Genomic DNA, 19848 nt, shown 5'->3' with positions numbered 1-19848 from the left:
CGCTCCGGCGAACCGCTCGACGTAGTGCGCGTAGTCGGCGTAGCTGAGCCCCACCGAACACAACTCCGCCCCCACGGCGCCGGCCCGATAGGCCCTCATCGCGATGCCATCAGGACTTTCCTCACGCCACCGGCGCAGATCCCCGATGGGACCGTAGCCGCGCCACACGCCGGCGGCGCGATACTTCTCCGCGGTTGCCGGAGACGGCCGAATCGCGAAAATCGACATCATCACAGCCTTCCGACAGGCGCCGTCATAGATCCGTATCACGGCGTCCGAAGTTTTGTCGGTCAGAACAGGCGGGCCAGGGCGGCGTCAAGGTCGGGTAGCCCGGACAGGTCGATCAGGAAATGTTCCTCGAGGGCGACCCGGATCGTGGTGGGTGAGTTCAGCTCGCGCCGTTCGGAATGACCGTCGGGGTGGTGTACCGCGACGTTGACTCCGCCGCCCGTCGTGCCACTGAGTGTGTAGCGGCGGTCGGTGTCGGCGCGCGCGATCAACAGCCCGATGACGAACAGGGAGTCGGGGTGGTGTGCGCTGTACCAGTTGACCATCGTGTAGTCGGCGAAGTATTGCTCGGCGAGGTCGAACCGGTACAGCGGACGCCATTGGTCACTCAGCCGGGCCTCCATCACGAACGCGGGCCCGTCGGGTAGGAGACGGTACGGCCCATGCGGTGTTGCCTGCTCCACCTCGGGCTCGAGAGCCAGCACACCCGTAGGCGTCGCGACGCCGAAGCCGACGTCGACGATATGGGGACCTTCCGGCAGGTCGACGCGCAACAGCATGTGGTCGCGCGGGGGCATCGGCGCCTCGACGGGCCGGTTCCACAGCACGCGCCCGGAAAGGCCGGTGGTGCTGTAGCCCAGGGCATCGAGCGCGCTGCGGAGCAACAGGTTGTGTTCAAAGCACCCGCCGCCACGGCGCCTGTCACCGACGTACCAGTCCGACGTGGTGTCCGAGTCGCAGCTCGAAGTCGCCCTCCGCCTGGAGGCCCCGCGACATCAGTTCGTCGATGGTCTGTCGGGTCTGGGGCCAGGAGGTCGTGCCTATGAACGACTGGTTCGACGCCCAGCGGTCGGCTTCGGAGGGGATGCCGGCACGGGCGTTGACCAGCTTCTTGGCCAGCTCGAGCGCGTCCGTGTCGAAGCTCGCGACACGGCGGGCGTAGTTGTCGACGAAGGCATCCAGCTCCGCGTCGGGTACTGCTCGGTTGACCCAGCCGTACTTCTCGGCGGTCTCGGCGTCGAAGTCGTCGGCACCGGTGATGATCTCGAGTGCCCGCGACCGGCCGGCGAGGCGACTGAGCCACTCGGTCGCCCCGCCGCCGGGGACCACGGCCACGCCCACCTCCACCTGCGCGAGCACGGCCTTCTCCTTGCTCGCGAAGCGGATGTCACAGGCGAGTGCCAACTCGCTGCCGTGCCCGCGAGCGCGGCCACGGATCTTGGCGACACTGACAACTCGCGACTGGGCCAACCTCGTGACAAATGCGGGCCAGGCACTGAACTCCGCGGCGCCCGGCTGGGCCGGGACGACCTCGCCCCGCTCCAGGTCGTAGTGGGCTACAAAATAGTCCGGGTTGGCGCTCTCGAAAACAACGATCTTGAGCTCGTTGCTGGCGTCGATGCGGTCCATGAGAACGCGCAACTCGGCGAACATCTCCGGGTCGTAGAGATTGATCGGCGGGTTATCGATGACCACTCGCCAGTATCCGCGCGCGACTTCCTCGATGGTCAGCCGATTGCTTGCCATGGTGCTCCTTGTTCAGTGGTGGTGACGGACTGCATTTACATGTACGACGTAGGCCGTTGACATGGTGCGGGAAAGTGACATGACGTGCTGCTCGGGGCCGGTGACGGGTCGGTGCCGTCCGGGCGGTCGGCGCAACCTGCCGCCCACGCCGTTCGGCCGAGTTCCGGTCCCGTCGCCACCCCAAGTCGATTGAGAACAATCGGTGCAGAATCAGGCCAAAAAAGAAGACCGCTCATTGCGGTACTCGTGGCGACGCAGCACACCCGCCGGTCGACTCACCTCACTGCGGCGAGCACGCCCTCCACCATCCGCGCCAGAAGTGCCCGGTCGGTTACAACCCTCGCCTGAACCCGCAGCCCGAGCAACGCGTTGAACAGCGTCGTCGCCAGCACGCCGGCGTCATGACAGCGGTCGATGTCACCGTCGCGCTGACCTCGCTCGACGATCTCCTTCAGCAGGCGTTGCTGTTCGGCGAAGTTGCGCTCAACCCGCGCAGTGGCCTCCGGATCTCGAAGAGCCACCTCGGTGGCCGAGTTCACGACCAGGCAACCGGACGGCCGCGCATCCGACTGCTCGACCGACGATTCGAACAGCACACGCAGCGCCTCCAGCGCATTGCCGGCTTCGGCGACCCTCTCGCGGTCCGCCGCCTCCGTCAAGTCGGCATACCGGTTCAAGGCCCTCAGAAAGAGAGTGCGTTTGTCGCCGAAGGTGTCGTACATGCTCCGCTTGTGCACACCCATGCGGCTGACGAGATCTTGCAGAGAGGTGTTCTCGTAGCCCTTTTCCCAAAAAAGGACCATCGCGTTCATCAGGGCGACGTCGACATCGAACTCCTTGGGTCGCGCCACGGTCCCCCCTTTCGACTCGAGGACCTATTGAGAACGATCGGTACGGAACCATGATGGCCACGGACGGCGCCGAATTTCCACCGCATCTCACGTGACGCTGCTCACCGTCGCCCGATCCGAAGATGATCCGCCCGCGCTGAATGTGAGCATTTCTGATCGGAAGGCGTGAACGACCGGGGCTCGTTCGGCGATCACATGGAGCGGCCACCACCCGTGATCAGTTCCAGGATCACGTCCGTTCACGTGTGCAGGCCCCCGCGAGGAGCCGCTCGAACAACCGAATGTCCTGAACAGGCCGGTCGGTCTTTTGTCACGCGCGTGGAGATGCAGCACCGTCGCCCCGCCCGGGCGGCCGCACTCCCTCCTCGATGATCTCGCCCACTCGCTGTCCATCTCGGAAGAAACGCCCACGGTCCGACTCGGGCTACAAACAGGTCAGACCCAGGGAGGCTCGGGCAACCACTGCTCTCCGCGCGGCTTGAACTTCGCCTCAGCGCATGCGATCGATCGCTTCATCGGCGGACAGCACCTCATGGGCGAAAAATCGGTAATTGACGATCGCGGCTTCATAGCCGTCACCCCAGACCGGATGCCGAGGCCCGGCCGTCGCATCCTTGAGCATGGCGACCTCGAAGCCCTGTTCGATGAACTCGCGCATATGGGATTCGACGCACATGTTGGCCAGCATGCCTCCGAGGAGGATCTTGCCGATCCCTCGCTTGCGCAGCTGCAGGACCAGGTCGTTGGTCTGCGGCCCGAACACCTTGTGCGGACTTGCTACAACTGTCTTACCATCGTCAATATAACGCTTGAAGCGATCCAGCCAGTCCGCGCCGGAGTTCTCGAAACCGGTCAGATCGAGCTGTCCACTCCGGGCAAATGTATGAGTTTTGAACTCGGCTGTCTCGAGTGGCCCGTTCATCATCCAGCCACTGTCGGTGGGATAGAAGTAGTGGGGCGAGATGAACACTTCGTATCCGCGAGACTTCGCAGCCTCGAATATCCGCTCCATGTTTTCGACCGTCTTGTTCTCGGTGACGCTCGCGCCGACCGCGCCCCAATTTGCCCCGTCCTCGCTCAGGACGTCGTTCTGCGGATCGATGAACACGACCGCGGTGTCATTCTTCCGGATGTCCATTTTTGCTACTCCTTCCGATTTAGGCCACTGAGAGTGGTGACGAGGTTTAGACTCTTCTCTGGTTCTGCTGTCCAGAAATGGTAGTGGCCTCGCCGGGGCATGGACCTTACATGCGTCCCGTCGACTGCCGAGCCGCCATTCGGGCGCGTTTGGGTTGCCTCCACAGAAGCGGTAGATGGAACAGGCTGTGGGCGCCCGATACACATCCTACTGCCGTGACCTGCAGGTCTATTCCAGCACGACTCACGACATGATCCGTCCGGTGGTGCTCCGAATAGCCGCGCGAACACCCAGCTCAGACCGCAATCGTCGCGCCGCGGCGCGGACCGAGGCCGGCCGGGCTGACGGCGACCGGCGCCACGGCGGAGCCTGCCGCCGTCAGCTTTCTCGTGCATTGTCAGGACGGTTGGGTTCGGCCGGACGTGCAGGGCCGGGACCGGACGGTGGGCCGCCGCCTGCCGCCCGCAGCCCCGGGCCGCCGGATGCGGCCAGCGGAAGCATGACCTGGACCGTGGTGCCCGCGCCGGACGGGCTGTTCACCCAGAGCCGGCCACCGAGCGCTTCGACCCGGTCCGTGAGCCCCACCAGGCCCGAACCGGAGGTGAGGTCTGCGCCTCCGCGGCCGTCGTCGCGGACGGCGACCCGCAGCACCCCCTCACCGGCCGTCACGGTGACATCGACGCCGGAGGCACCGGCGTGCTTGGCGGTGTTGGTCAGCGCCTCGGCAACGACGTAGTACGCGGCCAGCTCGACCGCCGGCTCGGGCAACCGACCATCGACGCCGATGTCCAGGTTCACCGGAACAGCCGAGCGGCGAGCCAGCGTCTTCAGCGCCGGGAGCAGCCCGCCCTCGGCGAGCACGGCGGGGTGCAGGCCACTCGCGATCTCACGCAGCTCGTCGAGCACACCATTCAGCTCCGCAACGACCTCGTCCAACTGCGCGCCGAGTTCCCCGGCCTCGGAAGGCATCGCCTGCATCGCACGCACGCGCACGGCGAGGGAGACCAGCCGCTGCTGGGCACCGTCGTGCAGATCCCGCTCCATCCGGCGGCGGGCGGCGTCGCCCGCGGCGACGATCCGCGCCCGTGAGGCCGCCAGCGCGGCCTGCGCCTCGGCGTTCGCGATCGCGGTCGCGACCAGCTCGGTAAACCCGGTCAATCTGGCCTCGGTTCCGGCGGGCAGCGGTCCGGCGCGGGATCCCACACTGATCACGCCCCACAACTGGCCCTCGACCCAGATCGGCACGCCCACCGACGCCCGGAGCTGCCAGACCCGAGCGACGTCGGCGAATGCGCCCGAGGTGACGCCGTAGTCGTCGATCCGCGCCGAGCGACCCGTATCGAACACTCGCGTGTGAATGTTCTGTCCCCCCAGTTTCATTCGCCCCTCGATGACCAGCGGGCGCCCTTGGTCCGGTCTGTCCCAGTGGCCGACGACAGTCGCCAGACGGTCCGGGTCATACCGGCTCAAGATCGTATGGTCGACCGCCAACAGCCGCCCGACCACCTCCACGACCGTGGCGAACACCTCACCCGCCGGCGCCCCCCGGGCCACCAGGGCCGCCACCCGGCGCTGCGCCGCCTGCTCCTCGGCGAACCCGCGCAGCTCGAGCCGGGCCTGTGCGTTGGCGATCGCGGTCGCGACCAGCTCCGTGAACCCGGCCAGCCGCGCCTCCGCGTCCGCGGGCAGCGGCTCCTCCCGCGAGGACGCCACGCTGATGACGCCCCATAGCCTGCCCGCGACGCTGATCGGCACTCCGAGCGACGAGCGGAGGCCGGACTTGCGGGCGGCCTCGACGGCTGCACCCGGGTCGGCGGAGAAGTCGTCTGTCCGCGCCGCACGGCCGGTCTGAAATACCAGCTTGTGCACGTTCCGCGGGCTGTGGGCCAGTGGGGTACCGACCGGGTCGGACAAGGTGGCCCCGACTCTTGCCCACCGGGCGAGGGAAGCGGTCCCGCCATCCTGGTCATCTCATCCTCGAACTCGTCCAGGACAAGCAGTTGTCCAGCACGAGCAACAGCCATCGCCCCCACGCCGAGACCGGGGCCGGCTCGACACACCGCGCCACGAGCCGATGACTGTGCGTTTGACGTCGATGACGTCACGTGCGGTCAGTGAGATCCAGACGACGATGAACGTGGTCTGCTCCGGCCCATTCAAGTGGTACCGCCAGCAGGAGCCATCGAACTCCGGCCAGCACCCAGCTGCGACGCCCACTGGCCGTGATGCACGCCACATGCGTTCCGTGGATCCTACTTCGAGGAAGTGTGGCCGGACGCTCATCAGCCCGCGAAAGCGGCCGGCAGGGATCGATCAATCACACTTGAACAAGAAGTCCCGTCATGGTCGTCGGGAGCCACTCGGGGCTGTCGAGACATTGGGAGAGTGGGGTGTTACGCAGCCGGCACAGCGAGCGCGATGTGGTTGCCCAGTTCATCAAGAAGCCGGGTGAGGGTCCCGCCATGGGTTCCGCGACGACGGTCGAAGACGCATTGCGCACGCGGCGCAGCTGCAGGGCGTTTCTGCCGACGCCCGTGGCGCGAGCGGACATCGAGCAACTGCTCGCGCTGGCGTCCCGGTCGGCCAGCAACTCCAACACCCAACCCTGGCAGGTGCATGTACTGATCGGCGCGGCGAAGCAAGCCCTGAGCGCGGACCTGTTGTGCGCGTTCGACGCCGGACGGATCGAGGCCGAGGAGTACGACTACCAACCACACTCGGACCAATGGCCCGAGCCGTTCCGCTCGCGCCGCCGCGCGTTCGGGGAAGGCCTCTACGGAGACACGCTCGGAATCGCGAGAGACGACTCTGCCGGCCGACGTAGGCAGCATCGGCGCAACTACGAATTCTACGGAGCCCCGGTGGAGATCATCCTCACCGTCAGCACCGCTCCCCTACAGGGCGCGCTGGTGGATGCCGGGTTGTTCTTGCAGGCGCTGATGCTCGCTGCGCGCGGGATCGGATTGGACACGTGCCCTCAGGCGTCGCTGATCGACTTTCCGTCGGTGGTGCGGAAGCACGTGACGATTCCTGACGACCATCTGATCGTGTGCGGAGTCGCGCTAGGACATGCCGACGAGAACGACCGCGTCAATACCCAACGCACCGTCCGTGAGCCGGTGGAGTCGTTCGCCAGGTTCTACAACTCCGCCGCGAGTTGGCGGAAAGACTCGGCATGACCTGTAGAGAGCGCGAGCACCGCGACCATGTGTTACGGACGAAAAGTCTGGGCATCTCTCATAATTTCAGCGCCGCTGCCCAGTTGCGGAGTCGCCGGAATAGGAGGCGAAACCCGTGGGCACGCTGACGCGTGTCCCCTTGGGCATTTGCTTCACGTGCTCCTCCTCACTTCCGGTATAGAACCACGTGGAGGTCTGGAACGCATCGTTGATGACATAGATCATGACGTTGGTCAACAGCTGGTCCATGGAAAACACGTGGTCGAAGGACCGGGTGCGCTTGTCGCTCCATTGATAGAAGCGCTGGATCAGCCATTGCGCCTGCGCGACCGGATTGTCGGCCATGGCATAGGCGAGGGATTTGGGCTCGGTGGCCCGCAGCTGATAGTAGGCACCCCAGCGCCGCTCATCCTCATCCGCCTCTGCGTAGAACTCCTCCTCGGCCGCAGTCTCGGCCGGCACCTGCGGCGCTACGATCATCAGGTTGAGATGAATGGCCTTCACAACTTCGGGGAAATCGATAGCCAGCGAACCGGCCACGCCGGCCCCCCAGTCGCCACCTTGTGCGTAATAGGGCTCATAACCCAGATTTTCGCCCATCAGCTTGTTCCAGAGCCGCGCGGTCGTCCGCGCGCCGATCGGCCGCGGAGGCTTGCCCGAGGCACCATGGCCTGGCAGCGAGGAAATGATGAGGTCGAACGCGACGTCCGCCTTGGCACCACATCGCGACGGAAAGGCGAGCGGCTCTATCACCTGTCAAAATTCGAACGTCGATCCGGGCCAGCCATGGGTGCTGAGCAACGGGAGTCTCGCCTTGTCGGGACCGCCTTCGCCGATCACGCGGATGAACTGAATGTCGAGATCCTCGACCCGGGTCACGTACTGCGGGTATCGGTTGAGGCTCGTCGACGCCCCCTCCATGTCGAACCCATCGCACCAGTAGGTGATGAGAGCGCGAAGATACTCGGGATACCATATTTCCATCCGGATCCCGGAATAACGCGCGGGAACTTGAGAGTTTTGATCTTCCTGCACAGGCCTTCCAGTTGCTGATCGCTCCAGACCACCTTGTACTCTCGCAGCTCACCGGTGCGAGCTGGCGACAGGGCTGATCCAAACGCCGGCGCCGGCGCCGGCGCCGACGTAAGCGCACCGAAGGCGGTGGCGGCCGCCGTGCCGAGCCCCGCCTTCAGGACCATGCGGCGTTGCAGACCGGGCAGGCGTTCATCGCCGAAGGGCGAGGACATGTTTTCTCGACCAGACATGAATTCGTCTCCACCGTGCGATTTGAAGATCAGCAGTAGCGCCATGCCAACCCGAGCCACGAACCGCACCGCCGCACCTCATGCCTCGGCGCCGGTCAGCCGCTCCGCAACAGTCGCCATCACAGAGCTCGAAAAGGCGGATCCTGCCCGAAGTACATCCCCCCGGCCCACTCCCAGATCTGACTCTTCGCAAGAACGTGCTGAGCGATCACATCGAGATCCCGCATTTTCCGCCCCAATGAGCAGCCGTCCTGGATCGCGACGGTGCCGACCGTGTCGACAAGCAAACGAACAGCAGCGCGACATTCCGACGCCACGTGCACGAAAAGTCCCGTGAGCTGGGCTCGCTGCTCGAACGACGGCTCATCGCCGGCCACGATCACATTCCAGAAAGTGCCGACGGTGTCGTAAGAGTAGCTGCGAGCCGCGCCGACCATCGCGCTCGCCCGGGCGACAGCAGCCCGAACACGCGGTACATCCTTAGCGGGAACCATCTCCGGCATCAAGACTTTACCGCCGAGAATCGACGTGGCCACGTCACAAGCATCGAGCGCAACCCCCTGCGGAAGTCCGAAGAAGTTGACCATGAACATTCCACGCCACCTGTAGAGCGGCTCGGAGCGATAGCTATCGCCGAAGGACCAGGTGTTCTCCGCCGGCACGAACGCATCGGTGATCGTGTAGTCGTGGCTTCCACTTCCGGCCAGGCCCAGAGGCCTCCAGGTGTCCAGCACCTCCCACTGCTCTGCCGGCAACATTGCCATCCGCTCTTCCGGCGTGCCGTCAGCCAAGAGTCGAGGCGCCCCGTTCTCGACCACCCGAGCGCCGCCCGCAATGACGTCCGCATGGGTCGACCCACTGCCGAACGACCATCGGCCCGACAGCCGGTAGCCGCCGTCGCACACCTCGAGGATCCCTGCCGGAGCGATCCACCCGGCCGTCACAGCATCAAGGTTGGGATAGAGCGACCGAGCGGCGGCGTCGTCGATGTACCCACTGTAAAAGCCGCTGTCGGAGCCGATCATCGCGCACCAGGCGGCTGAGGCATCAGCCCGAGCCAGCGTTTCGAGGATCTCGTTCTGCCGGCAGATATCGACCTCAGGCCCGCCCCACGTCGCGGGCATGGCCATGCGAAACACGCCGGTGGACCGAAGTGCATCGACAACCGGTTCGGTCAGGCGGCGAGCGGCTTCCACGTCGGCAGCGTGCTCCCGCAGCAGTGGCCCGATCTCTTCGGCGTTGGCGAGGATGGCGGCACCATCCAACACCGACTGGCTGTCAGCTTTCATCACTGCATGAACCCCGATCCCGTCGAGTTGCCATTCACGAGAAGAGGATCACCGGACGGTCGACCTCGCCCGCTGACCTCGCGGAAGATGTGGATCGACTCGCTTTTCAGGCATAAAGCCCGTCAAGAACGGTCTGCACAGCAGATCGTGCACGACGTCGACTCCCGATTCGAGGATCTCGGTCGGCTTCCAGATGTGTCCAGTGGCGTGTCCAGTCCCGCGGGACGCTCTGCTGGACGCCTCGAAAGCTGCGAATCAGGATCGCTGCCATGAGCCGGGTCTTCCAGGTGCAGGCAGGCAGCCTTCGCCTGTGCCGCGGGTGGAGTCGCCCACCGAGTCGTCAGCAGGGGGGATCGTCGCGGGTTACCTGTCACTGCGCCCGGCGCACCTGGTCCACGGCGAGAACCCGGTGCAGAACGAGCCGAGGTCACGCGGCGGGAGGGACACGCTGCGCTGGGGCGAAATGCGGACCACCGGGCTCGTCCTCGTCGGCGGGGGTGTTCCGCCGCGTGGGAGCGGCTCAGCGCCCGGCAGGAGGTGCTCCCCGCGCCTGCGGGGGTGATCCTTCCATCGGGGAGACGCGCTTCCCCGTTCAGAGGTGCTCCCCGCACCTGCGGGGGTGGTGGACGGTCAGCGTGGGGCTGCGGCCGAGGCTGGTCGGCTTTCGTTCCTGGAGCGTTGCAGGTGACAGCTCCTGCTCGGCCGTGACGACGCCCGGCGCGCCGCGCTGCAACACGGCGCCGCGTTGTGGCCTCACCTACGACTCATGACGGGGATTGCGGTATGCCCATCTGATCAGGCGACGTTCGACCTGATCCACGAGCCATGGATCAGGGTGCGTGATCTGGAGGGAGTTCTCACCGAGTACGGGGTGCTGCGCACTCTCGAGCGGGCGCATCGCCTCGCCGGACTCTCCGGAGATGTCCCGACGCAGACGTTCGCGCTGACCCGGATGCTGCTGGCTGTCCTGCACGGGGCGCTGCAGGGGCCACAGGATGACGGGCAGTGGCAGGAACTGTGGGAGGCGCCGGAGTTGCCCGTCGCACGAATCGCCGGCTACCTGGCTTCGCACTCGGATCGGTTCGATCTGTTCTCCTCGGCAACGCCGTTCTTTCAGGTGGCCGACCTGCACACAGCAAAGGGTGAGACGTCCGAGCTGTCGAAGTTGATCGCCGACGTGCCGAATGGGGTGCCGTTCTTCACCACCCGGTTCGGTGGCGAGCTGTCGTTGTCGTATGCGGAGGCGGCCCGCTGGGTGGTGCATTGCCAGGCGTTCGACTGCTCCGGCATCAAGTCCGGTGCGGTCGGGGACGCGCGCGTGAAAAGCGGCAAGGGCTATTCCATCGGGGTTGCGTGGAGCGGGCGGCTGGGCGGAGTGCTGCTGGAAGGGCGGACTCTGAAGGAGACGCTGCTGCTCAATCTGCCGGCCCGTGATTTCGGTCCTGGTGCGCGGGACCCGGCGTCGGATCTTCCTGCCTGGGAGCGTGAGCCGGTGGGTGCGGCCGAGGAGGTCGAGGGCGGACGCCCTGCGACCGGCCCGATCGATCTCTACACCTGGCAGAGCCGGCGGATCCGGCTGGTCCCGTCCTCCGGTCGGGTCGTGCGCGTGCTGATCTGCAACGGTGAACGGTCGAGCCCGGAGAACATGCAAGGTCTCGAGCCGCACACCGCATGGCGACGCAGTGCCGCTCAGGAGAAGAAGCTCGGGCGGCCACTGGTGTACATGCCGCGTGAGCACGATCCGGATCGGGCGATCTGGCGTGGCCTGCCGGCCTTGTTGCCGGGCGCGGCTTCCCACCGGACGGGCCGGCCCGTGACCGCGCCGGCTCCGGGAGTCCTGGAATGGCTCGGGCACCTCGATCTGGAACGCAGGATCGCTCGGGATTTCCCGGTTCGGGTGCGAGCCATTGGGATGATCTACGGCTCGCAGAGTTCCGTCACCGACGACATCGTTGACGACAGTCTCGCGTTGCCGGCTGTTCTCGCCCGCCAGGACGCCCGGGAGCTCGCCCGGATTGCGATCTCCGGTGTGGAGGCCGCGGAGAAAGCCGCTTGGGCGCTCGGCGGGCTCGCCGGGGACCTCGTGGCTGCGGCCGGCGGGGAGTGCGTCGGCCCGAGGAGCCGCGCGATCGAAGGTGTCCACGCCGAGCTCGACGGCCCGTTCCGCCACTGGTTGTCGGATCTGCATGCCGACTGCGACACCGAGGCCGTGCAGACCGACTGGCACACGACGGTCTTCGCGATGGTCGGGCGGGCGGCCGAGGAACTGCTGGCCTCGGTGGCACCCGCCTCCTGGGAAGGACGCCCCGTCCGAGGCCGAATCCTGACAGCCGCCCATGCCGAGGCCCGTTTCGGGGCGGATCTACGGGCCGCTCTTCCTTTCGCGTCGACTCCGTTCGCCGCCTGCGGCACCGGCACGACCAGTCGCCTGGAGGACTCGGCCGACGTTGCACTGTCTGCGCCCTCGGGCGCCGCATCGTGGCCGCGGCTCGGCCGTGTCGGCACCTTTGTCGACGTACAGATCACTGGCCTGCAGCGTCGCGTGCTGGGAGTGCCCCGAGATCCGACGGCGGTGGCTGCGCTCGCCCGGCTGCGGCGCGGCGTGGGCAAGCAGCCGGGAGAGCTGGTGGACATCCTGGAGTTCACCGTGGCCGATGAGCTTCCGCCCGATTCACGCGACGGTGTTCCCAGCCGTGAGGCAAACGCTGCGTATGTGGCGATGACGTTGTTCGGGTTGCATCAGCAGTCGTGCGGTGAGCCGATGCACCGCCGTGGCCGTGGGTTGGGTGCGGCGCTGCGCGCGTCGCACAGGGGCTATCCGAAAGCGGTGCCCGAACAGATTCGGCGGCGGTTCTGCGTCATCGGGACTGCGGCCTCCTTCACCGAACTGGCCCATCATCTGCGCGCCGCGGTGCAGGTGTTGCGCGCCGAGGGTGTTCCCGTCGATTACGGGCTGCTTGCCGACCAGCTCGTGGCGTGGCAGCGGCCCGGAGGCGCGGATCGGGTCCGGCTGCGCTGGTGGCGCGAGTTCTATCGCACCGAACGTCCGCCGGCCGAGGCTTCCGCAACCGTGGCCGCCTGTTGAACCGCGCCTCGAGAGGAGGCTTGCTGTGCGCACCATCGTCGATTTCCACGTTCTGCAGACCGTGCCCCCGAGCAACCTCAACCGGGACGACACCGGCAGCCCGAAGACCGCCCGTTATGGCGGTGTGGTGCGAGCGCGCGTGTCCAGCCAGGCCTGGAAGCGTGCCATCCGAGCCGCCTTCGAGGAGCTGTTCGACCGGAGCGAGCTGGGAGTGCGCACCAAGCGGTTGATCGAGCTGATCGGCGACGAGATCGTCACCCTCGAGCCCGCCCTGGCCCAGCAGGCTCCACGGCTGGCAAAAGACATGCTCGCGGCGGCAGGGATCAAAACCGCTCTCCCGAAAGGCAAGAAGGACGTTCCGGAAGAGTCCGGGTATCTCGTGTTCCTCAGCCACCGGCAGGTCATCGGGCTCGCCGAACTGGCAGTTCATGCGACCACGGAGGCCGCCGGTGCGGCGGTGGCGATTCCGAAGACTGTGGCCAAGGCCCGCGCTGATGCCCGGCACTCGGTCGATGTCGCGTTGTTCGGTCGGATGGTCGCCGAGGCGATCGATCTCAACGTGGACGCGGCAGCGCAGGTCGCGCACGCGCTGTCGGTTCATGCGGTGGAGAACGAGTACGACTACTTCACCGCGGTCGACGACCACAAGAAGGCAAGCGAGGAAGAGGACGCCGGCGCCGGGATGATCGGCACCGTCGAGTTCAACTCCGCCACCCTCTACCGCTACGCCACCATCGACGTCGACCGGCTGCGCGACAACCTCGGCGACGCCGAGGCAACCCGCCGCGCCGTGGAGGCCTTCGCCCGCGCCTTCGTACGGAGCATGCCGACCGGCAAACAGAACACATTCGCCAACCGGACCCTGCCCGACGCCGTACTGGTCGTGCTGCGCGACACCCAGTCGATCAATCTGGTCGGTGCGTTCGAGGACGCGATCAGCGGGCGCGATCACGGCCGGGTGCCGGACGCGATCGCTCGGTTGGCCACACACGCCGTGGAGGTTCACGAGGCCTACGCCGAGACCCCCGTCGCGGCGTGGACGTTCGGGCCCGGTGAGCGGCTGGCACCGCTGGCGGCCATCGCCGAGCGCGGCGATGCCGGCACCACGGTCGCAGCGTTGGGTGCCGCAGTGAGGTCTCGGCTCAGGTGACCACACTGCTGTTACGGCTGGCCGCCCCGCTGCAATCGTGGGGCACGAGCAGCCGGTTCTCCCGCCGTGGCACCGACCGGATGCCCAGCAAGAGCGGGATCGTCGGGCTGCTGGCCGCCGCCCAGGGGCGGAGACGCACCGATCCGCTGGACGAATTGCTCGGCCTGCAGATGGCGGTGCGAATCGACCAGCCCGGACGGATCGAACGCGATTTCCAGACAGCTGCCCGCCCGGGTGAGCGAACACCGATCTCGGTCTCGACCCGCCGCTACCTCGCCGACGCGGTCTTTCTGGTCGGCCTGCACGGCGAGGACGCGCTTCTCGAAGGGCTCCACGCCGCACTCCGACACCCGCATTTCCCGCTCTACCTGGGCCGGCGGTCCTGTCCTCCCGTGGGTCGGGTCGAGCAGGGCCTGCGCTCCGGCGAGGCCGTTCAAGCGCTGTCGGCCGAGCCGTGGCGGGCCACGCCGTGGTTCCAGCGCCGATGGGACGCACCCACCGCCGATCTGGAACTGGTCGGGGATTGCCTGCCCGGAACCACCGGCGCGGCGCTGGTCCGCGACCAACCGGTGAGCTTCAACCCCCGACACCGCCAATGGGAATGGCGCGCCGTGCTACGGCACCCCCCGGTCGAGGTGTCCAACCCGATGTATCCCGGGGTCCGGCACGACCCCCTGGTGGTGCTGTAGATGCACCTGACCCGATTCGAGATCGATCCCGCCCGCCGCGACGCTCGGCGCCTACTGGCCTCGCCACACCGCCTGCATGCCGCGGTGATGGCCGCTTTCCCCGAATCCTGCGAGGAGGACAGCGAGGGACGGGTGCTGTGGCGACTCGACGAAGGCCGCCACGACGTCGTTCTCTACATCGTCAGCCCCGGCAGACCCGACCTGACTCATCTGGTCGAGACAGCCGGCCGCCCTACCCATGGTTGGCAGACCCTCGACTACCGGCCCTTTCTCGACCGGCTCACCAGCGGCGACAGGTGGGCGTTCCGGCTGCTGGCCAACCCGGTCCACAACGCCCGGCCCGTCGACGCGACCGGCCGCGGCAAACGGTTCGCCCACGTCACCGCCGCCCGGCAAACCGGCTGGCTGCTCCGCCAAGCCCGACGGCACGGCTTCTCCGTGCCCGAAGGGGTGCACGAGGAACCGGATCTCATCGTCCGGTCTCGGCGGACGCAACGGTTCAGCCGCCACGAGCACACCGTCACGCTCGCGACGGCCGTGTTCGAAGGACAACTCCGGATCGACGATCCCGTAGCCGTCCGCGCCGCGCTCATCAGTGGGATCGGTCCAGCCAAGGGCTACGGCTGCGGCCTTCTCACCCTCGCCGCGGTCCGGTAACTCCGTCGCGACTCGATGTGCGACGGGTCACCGGACCTCCTCACGGGGTCGGGGAAGGACGAACCCGTAATTGCCGCGGTGGTACAGCAGGGGGCGCCGGGCGTGGTCGGCGGCGAGCTCGAGCACACGGCCCACGACGATCGTGTGGTCCCCACCGTCGTGCTCGCTGTGGAGCCTGCAGTGCACCCACGCGCACACCCCCTCCAGGATCGGCGCGCCGGACCGCCCTGGGCGCCACCGCACACCGGCGAACTTGTCCACATGGGACCGGGCGAAACCGGCACTGTGATGCTGCTGGTCGGCGGCCAGGATGTTCACGCAGAACGTTCCGGCGTCGCGGATCCGGGGCCACGTCGACGACGTTCGCGACGGGGCGAAACTCACCAGCGGCGGATCCAGTGACAGTGACGTGAAGGACTGGCAGGTGAACCCGATGGGCCCCGACGGGCCGTTCGCGGTCACGACGACCACGCCGGAGGCGAAATGCCCGAGTACGTCCCGCATTGCGGCCCCGTCGACCACCGGATCCGTGGCGTCCACGGTGTCTGCGCTCCCCACCGTGGCGCTCATCCGAGGTCCGGCCGCGCGGGGTTGCGCTCCCCGGCCTCGACGGCAACCGCTAGCCGGTTCTCCGCGGGAGGCAGCGGGCAGGTCGCGGATGCGGTGAACGCGCATGGCAGGTTGAGGGTCCGGTTGAAGTCGATCCGCACTCTGCCGTGATCATCCGCGCCCCGCACTTGCAGCACGCGACCACCGCCGTAGGTGCTCTCCCCCGACGTGGCGTCCCGGAAATGCAGCACCAGCCCTTCGGCCTTTCCCTGCAACGCGACGAGCTCGTGCTCGCTGCCGTCCACGGCGAAGCGCACCACCCCGACGGCGGTCGGGAAGTGCTGCAAGCCGTCGACAACGGCGCCGACGGTGATCCGCCGCGGCTGCGAGTAGGCCACGAACGTGCCGTCGACGACCCACCGCGCGTCGACGGGGAAGGCGGGGACACCCACGAACTCCGCCAACGTGGTGGCCTCGGGATCACGCACACGCAACGCGTAGGAGTCGGTGCGGCGCACAACCTCCACCGTGCGCGGGCCGACCTCGACGAGGACGCCGGGCAGGCCGTCGACGGGCTCGAGCCGCACCGTCGACGTCACCGGAGCGCCACCGACCACCAGCCCGGCGCCCTCGGCGGCGGTCACCTCGACACCGCCGTCACCGGAGGCACGCCAGGTGCCCGGTAGCCCGTCGAACGTCCGGGGTTCGGCGTCGAGCCAGTGCAGGGCGGTGAGGCTGAGCCACCCGTGCGGGGCGCGCAGATCCTCCTCACGCTCGGCATGCCAGCTCGCCCACTCGTCCCGCAGGTGCTGATCGCTCGGTCGGGAATCGGTGATGCTCATGCACTCTCCTTGTTCCGGATCTGTACGTGTCGGAGGCCGGGAGGTCATCGGGTCGTCAGCCGGCGGGCTGGCGCGGCAGGCCGGGAGGGTTGATCTGTGACGTCGGGACCGCTTCCGCGGTGAGATTCCAGCGGTCGAGGACCTCCTTGTACTTCCCGTCCGTGATCACCTCGTTGAGGGCGGCGCTCAGCGCACCGACGAACTGGTTGTTCTTCTTCGTCATCGCGGCGATGTCGGCCTGCACCTCCCCACCTCCGTTGACGGTGCCGACGATCGTCGTCTTCCCGCCGGTCGCGACGTGATAGGACGCTGTGGGGTTCGGCCCGAAGTAGAGATCGAGCCGACCGGACTCCAACGCGAGGTAGAAGTCACCCTGGTTCTGGTAGTACTGGATGTTCACCGGCGGCAGGCCCGCCGCACGGTTCTGCTCGTCCCAGCGCACCAGGATCTGCTCCTGGTTGGTGCCGGGCCCCACCCCGATGGTCAGCCCGGCGACGTCCGAGGGCTTCTCGATCTTCTGCACCTTGCCACCGACCCGGCCCTCGAACGCGACGGTGTCGACCCGGTACGTCGCGAAGTCGTACTTGTCCTTGCGCTCCTCGGTCACGGTGATGTTCGAGAATCCGACGTCGTACTGTCCGGACTCGACAGCGAGGAAGAGGTTCTCCCACGACGTGGGCTGCAGTTCGAGCCGCAGGCCCAGCACGTCGGCCACCAACTGCGCGATGTCCGGTTCGACGCCGATCACGGTGGTGTCGTCGTCGGCGCGGAACGACAGCGGCGGGTTCCCGCTTCCGGTCGTGCCGACCACGAGCGTGCCGCGGTCGCGGATCGACTGGGGCACCTGCGCGGCGATCTCCTCCACCTTCTCGGCGCGCACCCGGTTCTGTTCGGGACTCGTGTTGACCTTGGCACCCGCCGCGGATGCCGGTGCCGGGCCGGCCGCCTGGTCGGGGTCGGGGCCCGCACATGCCATGGTGGCCAGCACCGGCAGTGCGAGCAGAACGGCGGCCAGCCGTAGGCGTCTCAGGGACCTCGACACGGTTGTTCCTCCAGATGCGCACGCGGCGGAAGCCGGCGTGTTGATGACCCGGCCGTGGTTCCGCGGCCGGGAGCGTGTTCAGTGCAGGACCTTGCTCAGGAAGGCACGGGTGCGCTCCTCGCGCGGGGCGTCGAGCACCTGCGACGGCGGGCCCTGCTCGACGATCCGGCCGCCGTCGAGGAAGACGACGGTGTCGGCGGCCTCCCGGGCGAAGCCGATCTCGTGGGTGACGACGACCATGGTGGTGCCGCTGCGGGCGAGGTCGCGCATCACGTCGAGGACCTCGCCGACGAGTTCGGGATCGAGCGCTGACGTCGGTTCGTCGAAGAGCACGAGCTTGGGACGCAGCGCGAGCGCGCGGGCGATCGCGACACGCTGCTGCTGTCCCCCCGACAACCGCCGGGGGTACTCCCCCGCCTTGTCCCTCAGCCCGACCCGTCCCAGCAGCTCTTCGGCCTCCGCCACCACCTCGGCCCGGGGCCGGCCCTGCGCGGAGATCGGTGCCTCGACGACGTTCTCCAGCACGGTGAGGTGGCCGAAGAGGTTGAAACTCTGGAAGACGAACCCGATGTGTGTGCGCTGGCGGAGAATGTGGCGCTCCGAGAGCTCGTGCAGCCGGTTACCCACCCGCCGGTAGCCCATCAGCTCTCCGTCGACCTGCACGAACCCGCGATCGACCTTCTCCAGGTGGTTGATCGCCCGCAGCAGGGTCGACTTGCCGGACCCTGACGGCCCGAGCAGGACGGTCACCTCCCCCGCGCGCACGGTCAGGTCGATGCCGCGAAGCACTTCGAGCGCGCCGAAGCTCTTGTGCACCCCGCGCAGATCGACCATCGGAGGGGCGGCCGTGACGCCGACCGGGGCCGTCATGCCGGCACCCGCTTCCGCAAGAGCGCGAACCCGGTGCGCACCGACGCCCGGAACCGCTGGATGGGCGTCGGCGGCACGGTCCGCAGCGCTCCACGGGCGTAGTGACGCTCGATGTAGAACTGTCCGATCGACATCACCGTGGTGAGCACCAGGTACCAGATGGCCGCCACGAGCAGGAGTGGGATGACCCGTCCGTTGCGGGTGTAGATCACCTGAACCTGGTAGAAGAGTTCCGACAGCGCCATGATGTAGACCACCGACGTGCCCTTGACCAGCCCGATCAGCTCGTTGCCCGCGGTCGGCAAGATCGTGCGCATCGCCTGCGGGAGCTGGATCCGGCGGAACTGGCGAAGCTTCGGGATACCCAGCGCCGCGGCCGCCTCGAGCTGCCCCTGGTCCACCGAGAGAAACCCCGAGCGCACCACCTCGGCGGCGTAGGCGGCCTGGTGCAGTGCGAGTCCCAGCACCGCGGCCGTCACCGGGCTGACGAGGTCCATCGTGCCGACGGAGAAGAAGCCGGGACCGAACGGAATGCCGAAGCTGATCGCGCGGTAGAGCAGCGCCAGGTTGTACCAGAACAGCAGCTGCAGGATCAGCGGCACCGACCGGAAGATCCAGATATAGGTCCAGCTGACGGAGCGCAGCAGGGGGTTCGGCGAGAGCCGCATGACCGCGAGCACCGTGCCGAGGACGAAACCGATCACGATCCCGAGCACCGTCAGCTGCAGGGTCAGCGCGACCGCCCGCAGGATCGACGGGGCGAAGAGGAACTGCCCGACGGTGGGCCAGTCCCACGCCGGGTTGGTGACGAGCGCGTTGATCGCCATCGCGAGCAGCACCGCGACGATCACGGTTGCGGCCCACCGCCACGGGTGCCGGGACGGAACGACGACGAGCCGTTCGTCGACGTCCTGGGTGGCGGCCGGTGGGCTGTTCGCGGTCACTGCCGCGGTATCGGGAGCTGCGCTCATCGAGAGCTCACTTCCTTCTCGAAGGGGTGCTTGCCGATCTGCTCGGCCGGCAACTCCGGGTCGTAGAGCGGTCTGTAGCCGGTGGCGAGGTAGAGGCCCTTGGCCTCCGGCTGGCGCGGTCCGGTCGTCAGGTAGATCCGGCGGTACCCGCGGGCGGCGATCTCCCGTTCGAGCTCGGTGAGCACCCGGCGGGCCAGACCCCGGCGGCGGTGCGCCGAGTGCGTCCAGATCCGCTTGAGCTCGGCCGTGTGGTCGTCGAAGCGGCGGAAGGCGCCGCCTGCCACCGGGTCGCCGTCGGCGAGCAGGAGGATCAGCCCGCCGTCCGGGGCGCCGAACTCCTCCGGTCGACGACGCATCTCTTCGCCGATGTCGCCGAGCGAGTGTCCGTAGCGCGTCGTGTACTCGTGGTCCAGCTCGGTGAGCATCGGCACCACCAGCGGGTCGGTGTAGGCGACCTGGCGAACCTCCAGCGCAGGAGAACTCATCGCAATCCCTCGCTGCACTCGGTCAGCGCTT

At 67.5% G+C, this 19848-nt stretch carries 21 protein-coding genes and 1 pseudogene; 5 read left to right on the top strand and 17 right to left on the bottom strand.

The window, feature by feature from the left end; genetic code table 11:
- Window positions 1–290: 290 nt before the first annotated feature.
- The 6 genes and pseudogenes from ABD743_RS37375 to ABD743_RS37350 all read right to left on the bottom strand — a co-directional run.
- Entirely contained in the window at window positions 291–893 is a 603-nt protein-coding gene (locus tag ABD743_RS37375) for an arylamine N-acetyltransferase family protein (protein WP_344728220.1), read from the bottom strand.
- Between the two features lie 37 nt (window positions 894–930).
- Entirely contained in the window at window positions 931–1755 is an 825-nt protein-coding gene (locus ABD743_RS37370) for an enoyl-CoA hydratase/isomerase family protein (protein WP_344728218.1), read from the bottom strand.
- 275 nt (window positions 1756–2030) lie between these two features.
- Window positions 2031–2606, bottom strand: coding sequence for a TetR/AcrR family transcriptional regulator (locus ABD743_RS37365; RefSeq protein WP_344728216.1), 576 nt, complete (start codon window positions 2604–2606; stop codon window positions 2031–2033).
- 490 nt (window positions 2607–3096) lie between these two features.
- Window positions 3097–3744: a cysteine hydrolase family protein gene (locus ABD743_RS37360; RefSeq protein ID WP_344728214.1), complete on the bottom strand. Its 648-nt coding sequence runs from the start codon at window positions 3742–3744 to the stop codon at window positions 3097–3099.
- Window positions 3745–4122: 378 nt separating this feature from the next.
- Window positions 4123–4788, bottom strand: coding sequence for a sensor histidine kinase (locus tag ABD743_RS37355; protein WP_344728230.1), 666 nt, complete (start codon window positions 4786–4788; stop codon window positions 4123–4125).
- 90 nt (window positions 4789–4878) lie between these two features.
- Window positions 4879–5688: pseudogene (locus ABD743_RS37350) on the bottom strand (GAF domain-containing protein); the annotation flags it as partial.
- A 398-nt stretch (window positions 5689–6086) separates the two neighbouring features.
- On the opposite strand from ABD743_RS37350, the gene ABD743_RS37345 reads away from it, so the two are divergent.
- The gene (locus ABD743_RS37345) at window positions 6087–6923 is read left to right on the top strand and encodes a nitroreductase (protein WP_344728212.1); all 837 of its coding nucleotides are present in this window, start codon (window positions 6087–6089) and stop codon (window positions 6921–6923) included.
- 66 nt (window positions 6924–6989) lie between these two features.
- On the opposite strand, the gene ABD743_RS37340 is transcribed toward ABD743_RS37345, so the two are convergent.
- The 5 genes from ABD743_RS37340 to ABD743_RS37320 form a co-directional block, all read right to left on the bottom strand.
- Window positions 6990–7676: an alpha/beta fold hydrolase gene (locus ABD743_RS37340; RefSeq protein WP_344728210.1), complete on the bottom strand. Its 687-nt coding sequence runs from the start codon at window positions 7674–7676 to the stop codon at window positions 6990–6992.
- A 3-nt stretch (window positions 7677–7679) separates the two neighbouring features.
- Window positions 7680–7844: an epoxide hydrolase N-terminal domain-containing protein gene (locus tag ABD743_RS37335; protein ID WP_344728228.1), complete on the bottom strand. Its 165-nt coding sequence runs from the start codon at window positions 7842–7844 to the stop codon at window positions 7680–7682.
- Window positions 7799–8257: a hypothetical protein gene (locus ABD743_RS37330; RefSeq protein ID WP_344728232.1), complete on the bottom strand. Its 459-nt coding sequence runs from the start codon at window positions 8255–8257 to the stop codon at window positions 7799–7801. The genes ABD743_RS37335 and ABD743_RS37330 overlap by 46 nt, the downstream gene beginning before the upstream one ends.
- Window positions 8258–8307: 50 nt before the next feature.
- Window positions 8308–9477 carry an acyl-CoA dehydrogenase family protein gene (locus tag ABD743_RS37325; RefSeq protein ID WP_344728226.1) on the bottom strand — a complete coding sequence of 390 codons (1170 nt, stop codon included), beginning with the start codon at window positions 9475–9477 and terminating at the stop codon, window positions 8308–8310.
- 592 nt (window positions 9478–10069) lie between these two features.
- Entirely contained in the window at window positions 10070–10234 is a 165-nt protein-coding gene (locus ABD743_RS37320) for a hypothetical protein (RefSeq protein WP_344728208.1), read from the bottom strand.
- A 9-nt stretch (window positions 10235–10243) separates the two neighbouring features.
- Between ABD743_RS37320 and casA the strand changes: the two genes are divergently transcribed.
- The 4 genes from casA to cas6e are packed head-to-tail and all read left to right on the top strand — an operon-like array spanning window position 10244 to window position 15058.
- Window positions 10244–12562 (top strand): type I-E CRISPR-associated protein Cse1/CasA, encoded by a 2319-nt coding sequence (gene casA, locus ABD743_RS37315; RefSeq protein WP_344728206.1) that lies wholly within the window; start codon window positions 10244–10246, stop codon window positions 12560–12562.
- Between the two features lie 25 nt (window positions 12563–12587).
- Window positions 12588–13712: a type I-E CRISPR-associated protein Cas7/Cse4/CasC gene (cas7e, locus tag ABD743_RS37310; RefSeq protein ID WP_344728204.1), complete on the top strand. Its 1125-nt coding sequence runs from the start codon at window positions 12588–12590 to the stop codon at window positions 13710–13712.
- Entirely contained in the window at window positions 13709–14401 is a 693-nt protein-coding gene (gene cas5e, locus ABD743_RS37305) for a type I-E CRISPR-associated protein Cas5/CasD (RefSeq protein WP_344728202.1), read from the top strand. Before cas7e ends, cas5e begins: the two co-directional genes overlap by 4 nt.
- Window positions 14402–15058, top strand: coding sequence for a type I-E CRISPR-associated protein Cas6/Cse3/CasE (cas6e, locus tag ABD743_RS37300; protein WP_344728200.1), 657 nt, complete (start codon window positions 14402–14404; stop codon window positions 15056–15058).
- Between the two features lie 27 nt (window positions 15059–15085).
- Here cas6e and ABD743_RS37295 read toward each other — a convergent pair whose 3' ends face one another.
- From ABD743_RS37295 to ABD743_RS37270, 6 genes are all read right to left on the bottom strand, one after another.
- Window positions 15086–15628 carry a flavin reductase family protein gene (locus ABD743_RS37295; RefSeq protein WP_344728198.1) on the bottom strand — a complete coding sequence of 181 codons (543 nt, stop codon included), beginning with the start codon at window positions 15626–15628 and terminating at the stop codon, window positions 15086–15088.
- Window positions 15625–16449 (bottom strand): DUF1684 domain-containing protein, encoded by an 825-nt coding sequence (locus ABD743_RS37290; RefSeq protein WP_344728196.1) that lies wholly within the window; start codon window positions 16447–16449, stop codon window positions 15625–15627. The genes ABD743_RS37295 and ABD743_RS37290 overlap by 4 nt, the downstream gene beginning before the upstream one ends.
- Window positions 16450–16504: 55 nt before the next feature.
- Window positions 16505–17491 carry an ABC transporter substrate-binding protein gene (locus ABD743_RS37285; RefSeq protein ID WP_344728194.1) on the bottom strand — a complete coding sequence of 329 codons (987 nt, stop codon included), beginning with the start codon at window positions 17489–17491 and terminating at the stop codon, window positions 16505–16507.
- Between the two features lie 78 nt (window positions 17492–17569).
- Entirely contained in the window at window positions 17570–18361 is a 792-nt protein-coding gene (locus ABD743_RS37280; RefSeq protein ID WP_344728192.1) for an amino acid ABC transporter ATP-binding protein, read from the bottom strand.
- Window positions 18358–19332 carry an amino acid ABC transporter permease gene (locus ABD743_RS37275; RefSeq protein WP_344728190.1) on the bottom strand — a complete coding sequence of 325 codons (975 nt, stop codon included), beginning with the start codon at window positions 19330–19332 and terminating at the stop codon, window positions 18358–18360. The genes ABD743_RS37280 and ABD743_RS37275 overlap by 4 nt, the downstream gene beginning before the upstream one ends.
- Window positions 19329–19817: a GNAT family N-acetyltransferase gene (locus ABD743_RS37270; RefSeq protein WP_344728188.1), complete on the bottom strand. Its 489-nt coding sequence runs from the start codon at window positions 19815–19817 to the stop codon at window positions 19329–19331. Before ABD743_RS37270 ends, ABD743_RS37275 begins: the two co-directional genes overlap by 4 nt.
- Window positions 19818–19848: the final 31 nt, after the last annotated feature.

It is taken from the genome of Pseudonocardia yunnanensis, assembly GCF_039534065.1.
GTDB lineage: Bacteria > Actinomycetota > Actinomycetes > Mycobacteriales > Pseudonocardiaceae > Pseudonocardia > Pseudonocardia yunnanensis.
The sequence above is the reverse complement of the archived record's forward strand: the minus strand, read 5'-3'. Positions and strand labels throughout refer to the sequence as shown.